Source organism: Vallitalea longa, assembly GCF_027923465.1.
Classification (GTDB): Bacteria; Bacillota; Clostridia; order Lachnospirales; family Vallitaleaceae; genus Vallitalea; species Vallitalea longa.
The window spans coordinates 90,909-106,171 of the sequence record NZ_BRLB01000011.1; the positions used below are offsets into that span (position 1 = coordinate 90,909).

A 15,263-nucleotide genomic window follows, 5' to 3' on the forward strand; every position below is an offset into this window, starting at 1 on the left:
AACAAGATACATAATTACCTTATTATAGTACTAAAAATCCGCCCCAGCTTATTTAGCTAGATTGGATTTTTATTGTTGTATCCCTATTTGTTTTTTTAACTATAGTTATATAACTATTTCAACGATGTGACTAATTCTAATTATATACTTCTATTTCATATATTGATGGGTCCCTACCCCAACCATAAGAATCTTTTTTGGATGATGTAAAATATAATCTCAATTTATTTGACTCTATAGGGTCAAATATGTTGACACAATAGTGTCCTATAGTTGCATCTTCAACTATATCCACCCACTCATCACCATCTAGATATTGCAACTTATAACCTGTAACCCTGTCCAGATATTCCTTTAATATAACTTTATTAAATTCAGTTGGCTCACCGAAATCAATTTCAAGCCATTCACCAGGTCCTGTGCCACCTGCTGCATTCCATCTGGACATAAGATCATTATCTGTTACATTATTAGGATCATAGAAATAGTCATTGTTATGCATACTTGAACAAGCAACTGTTTTACCTGTTGCAAGATTTTCACCTGATTCACTTACAGGTAACTCATCACTCTCACTATATAATTCGAATTCATATATTGATGGTTCACTTCCCCATCCATTAGAATCTTTCTTGGTATCAGTCATATATAACCTTACTTTGTTGGAAGTTATGGAATCGAAATCAAGGGTATGTATGGAATCAGAAACATCTACTTCAACATTGATGTTATTCCACTGAGAACCATCCCAGTATTGAAGATCATAGCCTTTCATTCTATCCAAGAATTCTCTTATGACTACTTTATTGAAAGTCACTTCCTCATCAAATTCAAGTTTTATCCAAGAACCTACCCTATCGCCAGGATCTGCATTCCATCTAGTATCTGATAAACCATCAACAGCATATTCATCCATATTACTTCCATTTTCATAACTAGATGTACTTACATGAGCGAAAGGAGCAATATTCTTACTTGTATAATCTGGACTATTACCAGTTGCATCTATAGTCATATCAACAGGTCCATTATGATTAACTGTTATAGTATACTCTTGTAACTCTTCCTCCCAATCTGTAATATACTCAAATCCATTATCTCCTACAATATCTGAAATAACAGGTTCTCCATCAGTAGCACCTTTTATTATTATGATACTCTCACGCAACTCATCATCTGTAGGATTAGCGATATATTGATTACGTACATACTCTTTGATATCATTCTTGAATTCATAATTAGAATTATTCCATACGTCCGTTTCAGCATCAATACGGTAATTGCTCAAATGTATATCAAGAGAATCTTCACTCTCTTCAACAATACCGAAAGTATGAGGGGCTATTTGTCCACCTAGACTTGTACATGTATTTATTTTAAGAGGGAATTCAAATGTAGTAGCTATATCTTCATTTTCATGTGGGTTAGCAATAAACCAGTTGTTGTCATTATTCACGAACCATGAATCACCTGTTCCGATTGATGGATAGATTGAATTCATGAGATTGACTTTCTCATATACAGAAGGAAAATGTCCATCATACTTATCTGAATGTAGAATAGTGGTAAAGTCATCAAACTCTTCTTCTCCTGATAGAACCGGTAATATGGGTATTCCGAAATATCTTCCATTGGATGGCATCCACTCATGTTCAGTATTATCAGCACCATATAATTTCTTGAAGAATTCATCATCCTCTAATGAACCTGGCTTCTGTTCATTAGGATGGAATGCAACCTTAACCTTATCATATACTTCTTGTTTACTTGGAATAATAGAGTTATTGATCATTTTCCTTATCAATGGTAGAACAACATTATTGAATGCTGGTGTCAACTGATCAGATTCCATAGATGTAAATCCATGATATGGACATTCTAACGAAAAAACATTTGCCCCGAATGCCATATCCTGTAACCAATCCACTCCATATTGGGCATCTGGAAAAGTAAATACTTTCTTCCATTCATCTTTCCTGAATATATCTGTCCATATTACTGATTCAGGTTCTTCATACAACCTAGAATATCCTGCTTCAGCCCATAACCAATCCTCTGAATTACTACCCCAATTACCTGCTAAATCTGATAACCAGAATCCCATTGCTGCCGCTGGTGTAACAAACCGTTTACTTTTACCGTTGTGCTTATCCATAATAATAATATGTTCACTGTTATCCTTGAACTTGTTGAAAAGGTCATTATCAGCTCCAACTTTCAGAAAAACATGTGTCGTGAAAGTGGCCATATCCTGCCATATGAAGTAGCCACCCTTCTCTGCTACTGTATCAATTGTATCTTTCATTGACTGTATTGTGCTAGCATCTGGAGTAACTACACCTAGATTGGCTACACTAAGTTCAGCGAAACATAGTCCAATAAGTACCGAATAGTCATCAAACAACTGTGAATAATAGGACTTCGGTATATTACTATGAGTATTGAAAGCTTCATTTTGAATGATTACAGGAATGTTTAATTCTTGCGCTTTGTCCAACATACTTTCAATCCAATTCCTATTGACTTCAGTATAATCATAAGGAGATTCAGGTAGGATCATGATAGCAAAATAGTCTTTTACATCATCAGGCAGTACATTCCAGAACGCTTCAATATTATCAGGTCCTTGTTCTCCATAATATAGGTTATAGAAAAATAATGGGTTATCTTCCGATATAGGTCTTCTAAGAGGTGATTCGGCTCTTGCATCAAGATCAAAATTGCACATAGAAGTCATAGAACATAATAAAAATACTAACATAATAGATAAACTTATAATACGTTTCATGAATTTCCTCCATATTTTATATTTTTTCTTGCTTATGTAGTAATCGTATAAGGCCTATAAACTAGAATTGACATATAGTTACACAGTATTATAGCTCATATATTATCACCTCTATCTTCAAATATTTATTCCTAATTCAATTATATTGAAATATAGATAGTGAACATATGAGCTTTTTTTTACATTTCTTATCTTTTATTTACTGAATTAAAAAGCTTGCCTTTTAAGTTGAGTCAATTAATAATAAAACGCATACTTTTCCATAGCATCCATTAACGCCTTAACATTTTTCAAAGGAATTCCCGGATAAAGTCCATAAATCATCATGAGACCGCCTTCTTTACTCCCTATTTTTTCTACTTCTTCTCTAATAAGTGCATCAACTTGTTCAGGAGTACCATTAGGAGTAACAAATTGTCTATCAATATCAAGCTCTATACACACTTTTCCAGCAAACCTATCAACTATCCAATCGACACCATTAACATTATCCTGCATGTTAATTACTTCGACACCACCATCAATAACATCATCAATAAGATTATGTAAATCTCCATCAGAGTGCATATGAACAATAACCCCTTTTTCTCGAGCAGGTTTCATTAATCTCTCATAACTTGGTTTAATATATTTCTTGAAATATTCAGGTGATATCATAGGTCCTTTCTGCATTCCTAAATCCTCTGCATAACCCATTACATCAACACCTATTTCAAGGTATTTATTAACTATATGACTGTTAAACTCTTCAATCATATCAATTAATTTCACAAGGTTCGGATGATTATCAACCATATCAAAAATAAGATTTTGATAACCTCTGATATCACACAATTGAAGGAAAGTATGCCCATGACGTAGTCCTCCAAAAACCAAGTCTCCATTTTCCTTAGTTTTCCTTATATCATCAGCTACTTTATCCCAATCAATTCTACCGATACCCATACATTTTGTAGGATCTGGTGCTTTATAATTTGTAAAAGCTCCCCAGTCAGCTAATGGATGCTTAGTTACAGTACCTGTGATTCCGTCCATGGATGTTTCCCATAAACACCCCCAATCATCTACAAATGGTTGATCTTTACGTGCACAATTAGCAAATACAGGTTTATAGACTCCTTCTGGTCTCTTAAAATCAGGAAACAGGAATTTATGTGTCTCCATCAATTCAAATAATTCTTCTTGGGAATAATACTGCCAACATGAATCATTAATGTGAAATTGCATAGGAATATACTCAGGTCTCTCAAATCTTACCGCTTTTTGATAATTTATTTTATTAATCATAATAATTACCTCCTGCTTTTTGATACATTATATCAAAATCATCTATAACTTTCTTTCAAAATAGTAACGTGCTATAATATCATACAAATATATAAAATATATAGGAGAGATTGTTCGTGAATAAAAAAAATAGTGTCAATGAACGTTGTATTGTGGATTTTTCAATTATAGATAAAGATTTTTCTTTTACATTAGGTAAAGTAAACTATATAAAAGCAAGACAGCCTCTTAATTCACATATTCATGAAAACAAAATAGAAATAGTATATATTGTAAAGGGTGAACAGATATATAATGTAAAAGATAAAGATTATATGGTAAGAAGCGGTGAATGTTTTATCGTTTATGATAATGAGCTTCATAGTACAGGGTCTAATCCAGAAGATAAAGCTGATTTCTATTATTTCATTATAGACCTCTATAAACATAAAAATAATTTTATCGGGTATGGAGATATTGAAGGAGATAATATTGTCAATTTAATCAATATAGATAAAAAAAGAGTCTTCAAAGGTTCAACAAAAATAGCTGACATACTTGATAAATTGATACAAATTCCATTTATGAATGTTCAATATAAAAAAACAATCATCAGAAACCTAGTCTCAGAATTATTACTTAATATAATAGAGTGTAAAAATACTCATGATACTGGTTATTATAATAATACTATGCAAAACATAACAGACTACATAGAAGAAAATATCTATAGTAACATCAGTATTTCTGAACTAGTAGCCATTTGTGGATTATCTGAAACACGATTCAAAACTAAATTTAAAAAACAATTCGGTATGCCTCCTCATGAATATATTTTGAGAAAAAAAATCAGCACTTCCAAGATTCTATTAAATTCAACTGATATGACAATAACAGATGTTGCATTCACCTTATCATTTTCTTCTAGTCAGTATTTTGCAACTGTTTTCAAAAGATTTACAAGTATCAGTCCAAAAGATTATAAAAAATTATCTACTAGAAAATAAAAGTAGTCCTAAAAAATAGAATGGGCTGTAGGATAACCCACAACCCATTCATCATTAATATTTATTTATCATATTGTATTCCACCTACATCATAAATACAAAATTCCTCTATCTTAGGTTCAGCCGACGCTGAATCAATATATAGTCTCACCTTATTTCCTTGAGCCTTATCAAAATCTATCTCTATTGAACTTCCTATTGTTGTACCTGAGTAAGCATCAAGCCATGTAGAACCATTATAATATTGTAAACGGAATCCATCTATTGCATTATCCCTCTCATTAATGACCGCTCTGTCAAATGACATTAATCTACCGAGATCAACTTCTAACCATGCCCCAGAAGTCTCTCCATCAGCAGACCAGAATGATTCAGTTGTTCCGTCTATAGCACAGGCTGGTATTGTTTGATAAGTATAGCTAAAATTATCAACACTACTGAAAAGATAATCATGTTTTGATGATGCATTAACACTTTTACCTATCACTAGGTTTTGATCACTGAATGTACCAAAATGTGTAATACTAGGATTAGATTCCGCTGTATCTATATATAATCTTATTTTTTTTGTACTTACTGTTTGGAACGACTTATTTACATATGCACCTATAACTTGGTCACTATAAATATCAATCCACTCATTACCATTCCAATATTGAATACGATAAGATGTTATATTGCTGCCATTCTCTTTAATCTGTACTCTATTTACCTGAGTCTCATGCGAAAATTCTACTTCTAACCACTGCTCATTAACTCCATCAGCAGTCCAATAAGTTGAATCATCTCCATCAACAGCTTTATCAGATATATCAGAACCATCATTAGTAGATGACTCAGTATTTTGATATAACGAAGAATCAATTGGACCAACATCTGGCTGACCATCACCTCCATTAAGAATCATGTATGGAGTATGACTCTCTGCATATATATCAACCTTACCATTTATTACCGGTACCCTCTTGATATATGATCTTCCGCTTTCTGTAAGCTCATATAAGTCAACAAACGAGTAATCACTCCAACTAGCTGGTAATGTCCATTCACGTGATTTGGCACCATCATAGAAGATGAATATTTTTTCTGAACCATCAGGTGAAGGAATAAATCTATCGTAACCATCAGCTATAACAACATCTCCATGAGTAAGATTATATTCGTTTTCTCCCTTATCCCATCTTGATATTACATCATCCGTAAAAGTCAATTTATACTCACTATCATTATCAGTCCAGCTTAATGCATTATAGTTCCTCATATATGCTGCTGGTAGAGCATAGATGAATGTGTCTTGTACTATATCATCTTTAAGATCTATATTCATATTTCCCCATCTTTCGTTGGATGATAGTACACCCCAAGTCTCTTTGTAACCTGCACCTGGATAATGATTGGAGTCTTCATAATATTTAGCATATATGGTTTGTCCCTCATTAATGAAATTATCTACTTTGGAATCTCCCCATCTACTCTTAAATACAAATATACCGTTTCTACGATGCAAAGGTTGATAATATTCTGTAGCCATATAGACTCCCCTTTGTCTGAAACCATCTGCTTGCATCTTCATTGCGAATCTTTCTTCTGCATCATAATAACCATCATAAGGACTATTTTTCACAAGCATTACATCTTGATATATTATCAATGGCTCCCAATATTTGTCTAGAAATTGATTCCTTCTAGCATCCATAGTACCTTTTTTATAGTCTTTAAAATGTGATATTGCATAAGCTGTTGGTAATGAACCATACTGCCATGATTTAATTCTATTACCGAATTTATTCTTAGCTAGGATATCATCATCATAAGCAGCTGAATCTTCATACATATCATCTGCATTTACATGGAAAGATAATTCACCATTATACTCTTTAACTTTTGGATAATATTCTACAGCTGTATCTTTACCGCCTAATCCAGGATTGAATACTTGATTCCAATCAGGATAATCATCATCATGTCCATGTCCATTCCATCCAACATATGCTAATAATTGATTAGAGCCTTCTGTTTGGTAATAGATTTGTTTCATAAAAGCCAAAGCTTGTGGATAAGTGGTTTTTATCTGGGAAGCTCCTAATGAACCATTTTCATCTTGAAACGCACCATGAACCTGATGCCAATTACCTCCATTTTGGAAAAAGTTCTTTAATTCTATTGGCAACTGAGGTAACTGTTCACGTACCCATATAGCTCCATCTTCCCAATTCACATAAGAATTTTTGTTAGTATCATTACCGATATAGGTTTTACTTTCGAACATTAGATCTGGTTTAATACCTTTAACCCTATAATGATACTGATTGTCATAGATAGCTAAACATCTTTTACCATCTGCTCCAGTTTTACCAACAAAGACAAAGGGATAATCGTAAACATTGTTATAGACAGCTCCAACAGCATTATCATTCCATATTATTGGCCAATCAGTATATTCATAAGTGCCTTGAAAACCTGAAACGTTGTTGGCGATATCTCTTATAGTATGACCACTACCTTCTAAAAAGGTATATATGCCATAAGCTCCCGATTGTTCTTCTACAGTTCTCATAATAGCTGTTGTAATTTTAATCGTCTCTACATTTGGTTCTCCATTACCACTTATACTAGTAATCTTTCTAACCAATGCATTATCTTCTAGAGTGAAAGTATAATGTATAGACACGTCAAATCCCGGTACATATACATCATAATCTGCAGAATCCTCATCTGTTTGAAGAGATGTTACATTAATGTCATATGAAGTACCATTGATATTAATCTGAGGATGCTCCTGTGCATCTGCACCAAAAAGCATTGCTTGTGAATTATTGATTCTATACTCCAATGGCTGTGGAAAGAATTTATCCAATTTCACGGTTATCAAATCATTTGTGATATCGGTTGTAGCCATAGCATCATTGGTCTGTAGAATATCATCAAATAAGTTATCAGTTTCTGACCAGCCAACAAATCCTACCTTACCACTGACAGCTGGTTCACTATTATTTAACTCACCTTCATAGACTACTGTTTTATTGCATGTTACTTTTATATATTTGTCATCATATATTACTCTTACTGTATACCAATCATAAGGAGTCAATTCATCTTTTTGGATATATATATCATCACAAGTAATACCATTTATAGTCTCTCTAATTCTCCAATGACCATCTTTTTCATAACCTACCCAAGTATAAGTATCATTGGATGTATACCTGAACAGACCTCCGCATCTTGCTTCTTTAGATGGTCTCATACGAAATTGATAGAGACCGTTCTTTATATCCATTGAATCATTATCTACAACAAATGCATCTCCGCTAGTTCCTAGAAGTCTTACAAATCCATCATTTCCATATATATTAGCCGATTGATTATTGACTATTGTAAGATTATCTATATTGTTATCGTTAAAATCATCAGTATAGATAGAGTCGTTTGTTGATACAATGGTATCAGTATCAGATATTGCATCACTTGCATGAACTTCCTCGGATATACTAAGATTAATACTTGATATCATACATAATACTAGTAATAAAACAAGTACCTTCCTTATGTTTTTACCTATTATACTATCTCTCATATACCTTCTCCTCCAAAATATATAAATTTGTATTAAAACCCCAAAATAAATAAAACATTTAAAGATGTTATACCTCTACATAAATATTCTATAATCTAATTATCACTGTAAACTTTCATCTTATAATTATATTTCTTAGGAACTCTTATATCCTCTCCTTTAACGTCAGGATTCTTTAATTTGAATATTTGTTCCCATAATTCTGTGATAGATATTTCTCCTTCACGAATATCAACCACATCTAATCCCTCTTCTTCATTCATCATCTTATCAGCTTCATCAACTTTTCCTGTATTAACGTAAGCAAAAGCTAAATACATCTTAATACGGTTATTATTTTGTAATTCTTCCCCTATTATTCCATAGGTCTTAATTATAAGTTCATAGAATTCATTATTTAATAGAAGCTTCATACAACTTTCACATAATGAATAGTCATCGGCACCTAACTCTATAGCTTTTACTGCATACTTTGCTGCTTTGTCTATATCATTCATTTCATTATATAGGTATGCTACTCCATGATAAGACCATTTATTTGCTTCTAGAAACAAAGATTCCTTAAAACATTTTAAAGCTTCTTCAAGTTTGTTGATATACTTGTACATAACCCCTAATTGATACCATACATACCAGTTGTCTTTTCCTTCTCCTTTAGAAGATTTTTCTAATATTTCTATCCACTCATTACCGACTACAAAACTTATTGGAGGTATATCAACGTCTTTATCAGCAAAAGTGTTCATTTCCATAATATCCAACCAATCTCTTACATCTTCATTTACTGAAAATTCCAGATGTTGGCTTATTGAAATTTCACCAAGTTTCTCTCTAAGCATATTTTCTAGAGCACCATAACCACTAGCAGTCTGAACAAGATTGAATTTTTTCTTTCCTACTGAATCCTTAGTTTCAGTAACCATAGCGTTTAGATCATATTTATTCCAAATATTTTCTACTTGAGCATCCACGGTTCTTACTGCGTCATCATACTCGTTGAATATATTATCTGGATCAGCATCTAGACTTGTATAGCATTCTATCCATTCCCAGACAGTATTAGGTGGCATTGGAATACATTCATATTGAGTTTTCGCAAGACCAGCTTGAAGTTCAATATATTTTCCTGCATTTTTAGTCAATACATCTTGCCAATTATCAGAACCTTCTATATGTCCCCATGAAAACAATTTTCTCCCTTGTAATCGATCAGAAGATAACTGCAAAAGGCCGTAGCCATCATTATTGACATTAGCTATGTATTTCTTAGTGTCTGATGGAATATCAAAGAAATAATCTACTGATGATACAGTGTTTCCATAGAATGTGATATCATAACCAGCTTCATTATCAACAGGTACTTGAACTTTCCTTATACCACCACTTGTAGAATTTTTATATGCTTCTGTTGCAGGAACAACAAGTCGTCCGTGTTCATATTCAGGAGCAGCTATATTAGACCACCAATACATAGGTATCATATCAGAATTTCTATTATCTATACGCATTCTACAGAACAATATGTTAGAATCTTCTTCTAACCAGAAATCCATCTGATAAGTCACTTTTCGTATCCTTTCAAATTCATAGAATCTAAGTATTGGTGTACCATCTTCTCTAGTAGTTTCAGCAGCATATAACTTATCACAGGTAAATGGTGAATGTCCAATTACCCCTAGATTCCATTCAACTCCACCACTGAACCATGCATTTCTTAGAGCCAGATTTCTAGGTTGTATTACATCATTAGTGTACAACAGATTTTTTCCTGTCTTCTTATCGATTAATTCCCACAGCCTAGCCCCATACTCTGATAGGAATGTTGCCTTCAAATAATCATTTTCCAGAACAGCTACTGCTACCTCTCTTTTTTTTAGATTAGTAGTATACTGATTCTGCTCTTTATAAGGAAAACAACCTACTATTTTACCATACCCTATATGTAGTCCTTCATCTTCTGATAAGAAATTTTGTTGTTCGTCTTTGTTTTGAACATTAATCATCTCACAAATTGATGGTACAGAAGATTCTTTGATAGAGTCTTCACATTCATAATAATAATTAGTAAATACAAGTGATGGTTTCATTTTAATTCCTCTCTTCAATTATCAATTTTGTTTGTTAAAGCTTTGTAGACCTTTAATAAAATTATTTAGCTATAATAGTACACTCTTCCTCTTTCATTAAATTAATCTTAAAGTTCATTCCTACATTACAATTGATTTTTTCGATATTATGTTCTTTTTTGATAATAATACAATCCGAATCAAATTTATTTTGGATTGTGTATTCACCTTCTTTGTCTGCTTTTAGATGTATATATTCCACTTTATCATTTATGATTGATGCAGATATCAAGATTCCTTTCATTCCTCTGAAATCATTGAAACTAGCACCATTTTTCTTCCATTCATATGGAATAGCAGGAAATACCCTTATAACTTTATCAAATGTCTGTAACAACATTTCTTGGATGGAATCAGCAGCACACATATTGCTTTCTAATGTGAACGGTCTATAGTGCCAATTAGTCAATCCTTTGCTTTTGTAATCTCCATTTAGATGGAAACCATTTTCTGAACAAAGATTTTCCCAGAAAAGTTTCAACTGAAAAGCTGCTGCATCACCATTTCCCTGTCTTGAGTAAAATTTTGACATCCATGTGAATGAAAATCCTACCCAAAAACCTTTACCTAATTTTTCTAAATCTTCAATAGTGCTGTCAATTATTTTTTTATCTCTTCCACCTAGATTATAATTAAAAAGATCTAATGGATATATTGCCATTGCATGACCATGATGTCTATGACTTTCTTTTAATGATTCGTCCTGAGACAGCATAAGTACATTATTCTCGTTAACAGCCAACTCAGGCAATAATTCTAATTTTTCTTTCCATAGGGATTTTTCGTCATATTCAAGGACATCTGCCATAGTATACAAAGTTGAAAATAGATATCTTAATAATGACAGGTCATAATTACTGTTAGGTGTTAACCATGCCTCTAATTCATCATCATGAATTTCTGGTGAACTGGATAATGGAAGATATAATTTTCCATCCTTACCGGGTTTCAACCATCTTAACATACATTTTGCTGTCTCTTTCAAATAGGGATATGCCTTGTTCTCTAAGAACTCATCATCTCCTGTATATTCCCAATGTCGTTGAAAAAATTGACATAACCATATCTGATTGGTCAGGTTCAGACTGTACATGGGCCATCCTCCAAGTGGTTTACCATCTATAGTCATTACTGCTGGCAAACATAAACCATCTGCATCAAAGAATTTTTTTGCAAACTCTTTTCCTTCAGGTACAAGGTTCCATAGAAAATCTATAAAACTTTCACCTTCTTCTATATGATTAGCTTTCAAGTAATGGAGATAACTTAATTGTGTATTCAAATCATTATGGTAATCACCCTTCCAAGGTGGCAATTCACCATTATCAGCAGTCCATACTCCCTGCAATGGCATAGGTGGAGCATTTTTTCTTGAACATGATCCAAAAAGATAATTGGTCAAATACCACATTCTTTCCAATTCTTTATCATATAAATTTATTGAACTTTTTCCCCAGAATTTCTTCCACCAATTTTTGTGATCCGCCAGCATAATATCATAACCAGATTCTAGCGCTTCACGTATATTATTCTTATGGTCTTCAAGCCAATTTTCACCATCTATACTTGAACCAATACTATAAACAATATATAGATCATCAGAAATAACTTTCTGTCCTAATATTATTCCATACTCTAAGTCTTCTTCTGTTTTCTGTACAAACCATCTTAGATCTTCTTCCTCGTATAACTTAACTTCAGGATATACCAGATTTTTTAATGATCTATGTAATTTATCTTCATTCCTATACTCATAAGCATCTTGTTTTTCACATTTCACTCCAAACTTAGGAGCTACAATTTTTAATTCTTTCACCATTTCATAATTAGATATTGTTATTAATCCTATCTTTTTGGTAGCATGGATAAAACTTTTTATGTTAGAGGTTTCTTCCTCTTTTATTACACTTATGTCAGTAACTGCATTTTCAAGATTCAAATGGCTGCTTATATTGATTACATTTCCATAGTCCAATATTATTTTCCCTGCTGGAATTTTTGTCGGAGTTGGTTTATTGTAGCAGTTATCAAATAAATCTCTAATGCCCTGCTGGTCTTTGTTTTCTACTAGTTCTATCAATTTCTTATAATTGAAATCATCCCTTAGAGTCTCATTTGCTGGACGTTTATCCCATAAATCTCCTCTGTCTAGACTGAAATTTAATGGTGAACCATTTCCCCAGATCAAACAACCTGTTAAACCATTACCCAAAGGTATTGCTTCATCCCAATTCAATATAGGCTCATCAAAGTTAAGATTACAATATGACTTTGGTACCTTATATTCTTTTTTAATATCCATATCTTTATTCTCCTCATATATCTTCTATCAATAGTACTCCTATAATTTACTAATCTTGTACTGGTCATTTTTTGAATATTACATATCTCATCCAATTTTCATGACTCATCATTTGGCACATAGATTTTAATGTCATTATACATAATTTAATAAATAATACTATAGATAAAAATTATATAATCAATGTACATATGTTAGATAAAAAATCATCCTTTCACTGAACCACCTGTTATTCCAGTCATTATCTTGTTTGACAATATGATGAATAAGATAAATGTAGGTAAGAAAACAATGATTACCCCTGCAAATAGTGAAGCATAATCTCCAGTAACACTCATGCTTTGAACTATAGACTGTAATCCTATGGCTAATGTCCTCTTTTCAGCTTTACTGGCAAATATCAATGCCCATAGATATTCATTCCATATACCGATGAAATTAAACATTGTAACTGTAACAATACCTGGTTGAGCTAATGGAAAAATAACTTTCCAAAACGCTTTTATGTGACTGCACCCATCAATCAAAGCTGCTTGCTGTATATCATTAGGTATCGTTGTGAAAAATCCTGTCAAATAAAATATCGTAAAAGGAACTGATGTAAAGATATAGATAAAAATCAGCGTCAAGATAGATTCTGTCATATGTAATTTTCCCGCTAACATAAACATAGGTACCATAATCATTGCCGCAGGTATTCCCATTGCGGAAGCATAAGCTAACCTGACAACATTTTTGCCTTTAAAAACATATTTAGCCATGATGTAAGAAGCTGGCGCAGCTACAAAAATGACTCCAATACAAGCTGTCACAGTATATATAGTACTATTAAGAAAATACCTGCCTACATTATAGAGTTGAAAAGTCTTAATATAATTTTTGAACTGCAATCCACTATGTAATAATTTATTAGTGAATATCTCTTTCGTTGTACTTAGGGAAGCAATGAATATCCATCCAATTACTATTATCGTAAATAAAACCCATGCAACAACTATTAATCTCCCTAGAAATCTAGGAAACATATTTTTGATATTAGATAACTTGAATCTCCTTAATTTTTCCTGCATAATATGCCTCCTCAATACTCATATTTTTCTTTGCTTATTACGACATTTAGAATAGCAAAAGCCAGTATAACTGATACACATAGAGTCACACCTATTGCCGCACCCATTCCAACATTAATATGTTCTGCTACCTGCTGAGTCTTACTACCACCGAATATCATATTAAACATCAAGTTGGCTGGACTTAGCGTCTTTGGATCTAATCCTGAACTACTGAAAACTCTAGACCATAAGAAAAAGTTAATTGCTCCTAGACACCAAAATGTAATTGCGGTTCTTAATATATCTTTCATTAGAGGCAATGTAATACGAAAGAATTTGGTAAAACTTCCTGCTCCCTCCAGATCAGCACATTCATAAAAATCTTTAGGTATTTTATCCATGGCAGCCATTATTATAACCATATAATATCCTACAGACCCAAAACAAAAAGCTACCATCATTGATTTGAATGCCCAATCTGGCGAAGTCCAGGGTATAGCTGCAAGACTGTCAAGTCCAAGAGCTCCAAAAAAATTCTTAAGAAAACCGAATCTCGAGTTAAATACGTATTGAGTCCACATAACAACTAATGCAACTGGTGTTATAACATTTGGTAGATATATAGCCGCTCTAAAAAATTTCTTGGTCTTCATCTTTTGCAGTACTACAGCAAACAAAAATGCTAAAACGAAAACTGCTAATCCACCAATGAAAAGTATTGCCATTATATTTTTATAAGATATAACAAATAATGGATTCTTAGTCAGGTCCATATAATTTTTGAATCCAACAAAGCTCCATTCATTTACTGGACTTGCAAGATTCTTTACCTTATAAAAAGACATATGCACAGTACGAATAGTTGGATATAAAAAGAATATAAGATAAATCAGTACCACAGGAGCCATGAACATAATAATCATTTTTCTTTCATTTTTTTTCATATTTCCCATATCATCATTCTCCATTTTATATAAAGTTAGTCATACATTCAAAATATTATAAGAATGCATGACTATGTAATTAGTAACTAGAACTATTTAAATATCATTTGAGATAATTGCATAATTCCTAATTTAATTCTATACGCACAATATGTATATTTTAATTGTAGATAAAGTCCAACATATTGTGCTATAGAAATC

At 32.5% G+C, this 15,263-nt stretch carries 8 protein-coding genes; 1 reads left to right on the forward strand and 7 read right to left on the reverse strand.

Annotation, left to right across the window (positions count from 1 at the left end):
- Nucleotides 1-136: 136 nt before the first annotated feature.
- On the reverse strand, nucleotides 137-2,788 hold the full coding sequence (locus QMG30_RS16200; protein WP_281817184.1) for a glycosyl hydrolase family 98 C-terminal domain-containing protein: 2,652 nt from the start codon (nucleotides 2,786-2,788) through the stop codon (nucleotides 137-139).
- Nucleotides 2,789-3,025: 237 nt separating this feature from the next.
- Nucleotides 3,026-4,075 (reverse strand): uroporphyrinogen decarboxylase family protein, encoded by a 1,050-nt coding sequence (locus QMG30_RS16205; RefSeq protein ID WP_281817187.1) that lies wholly within the window; start codon nucleotides 4,073-4,075, stop codon nucleotides 3,026-3,028.
- A 116-nt stretch (nucleotides 4,076-4,191) separates the two neighbouring features.
- Here QMG30_RS16205 and QMG30_RS16210 point away from each other — a divergent pair, with 116 nt between their 5' ends.
- Nucleotides 4,192-5,061 (forward strand): AraC family transcriptional regulator, encoded by an 870-nt coding sequence (locus tag QMG30_RS16210; protein ID WP_281817189.1) that lies wholly within the window; start codon nucleotides 4,192-4,194, stop codon nucleotides 5,059-5,061.
- A gap of 61 nt (nucleotides 5,062-5,122) precedes the next feature.
- Here the strand turns inward: QMG30_RS16210 and QMG30_RS16215 are convergent, their stop codons facing one another.
- The 5 genes from QMG30_RS16215 to QMG30_RS16235 all read right to left on the reverse strand — a co-directional run bounded on the left by QMG30_RS16215 (nucleotide 5,123) and on the right by QMG30_RS16235 (nucleotide 15,071).
- Nucleotides 5,123-8,638: a discoidin domain-containing protein gene (locus tag QMG30_RS16215; RefSeq protein ID WP_281817191.1), complete on the reverse strand. Its 3,516-nt coding sequence runs from the start codon at nucleotides 8,636-8,638 to the stop codon at nucleotides 5,123-5,125.
- 95 nt (nucleotides 8,639-8,733) lie between these two features.
- A complete protein-coding gene (locus tag QMG30_RS16220) occupies nucleotides 8,734-10,725 on the reverse strand; it encodes a DUF5107 domain-containing protein (RefSeq protein ID WP_281817192.1) in 1,992 nt (663 codons plus the stop codon).
- A 61-nt stretch (nucleotides 10,726-10,786) separates the two neighbouring features.
- A complete protein-coding gene (locus QMG30_RS16225; RefSeq protein ID WP_281817194.1) occupies nucleotides 10,787-13,066 on the reverse strand; it encodes a glycosyl hydrolase family 95 catalytic domain-containing protein in 2,280 nt (759 codons plus the stop codon).
- A 206-nt stretch (nucleotides 13,067-13,272) separates the two neighbouring features.
- Nucleotides 13,273-14,136, reverse strand: coding sequence for a carbohydrate ABC transporter permease (locus QMG30_RS16230; protein WP_281817195.1), 864 nt, complete (start codon nucleotides 14,134-14,136; stop codon nucleotides 13,273-13,275).
- An 11-nt stretch (nucleotides 14,137-14,147) separates the two neighbouring features.
- Nucleotides 14,148-15,071 (reverse strand): carbohydrate ABC transporter permease, encoded by a 924-nt coding sequence (locus QMG30_RS16235; RefSeq protein WP_281817197.1) that lies wholly within the window; start codon nucleotides 15,069-15,071, stop codon nucleotides 14,148-14,150.
- Nucleotides 15,072-15,263 lie beyond the last annotated feature (192 nt).

Excerpts from the sequence above, each read along its gene's own strand:
- QMG30_RS16215 (WP_281817191.1), bottom strand. The coding sequence starts at position 8,638 with ATGAGAGATAGTATAATAGGTAAAAACATAAGGAAGGTACTTGTTTTA.
- QMG30_RS16225 (WP_281817194.1), bottom strand. The coding sequence starts at position 13,066 with ATGGATATTAAAAAAGAATATAAGGTACCAAAGTCATATTGTAATCTT.
- QMG30_RS16205 (WP_281817187.1), bottom strand. The coding sequence starts at position 4,075 with ATGATTAATAAAATAAATTATCAAAAAGCGGTAAGATTTGAGAGACCT.
- QMG30_RS16230 (WP_281817195.1), bottom strand. The coding sequence starts at position 14,136 with ATGCAGGAAAAATTAAGGAGATTCAAGTTATCTAATATCAAAAATATG.
- QMG30_RS16220 (WP_281817192.1), bottom strand. The coding sequence starts at position 10,725 with ATGAAACCATCACTTGTATTTACTAATTATTATTATGAATGTGAAGAC.
- QMG30_RS16200 (WP_281817184.1), bottom strand. The coding sequence starts at position 2,788 with ATGAAACGTATTATAAGTTTATCTATTATGTTAGTATTTTTATTATGT.
- QMG30_RS16235 (WP_281817197.1), bottom strand. The coding sequence starts at position 15,071 with ATGGGAAATATGAAAAAAAATGAAAGAAAAATGATTATTATGTTCATG.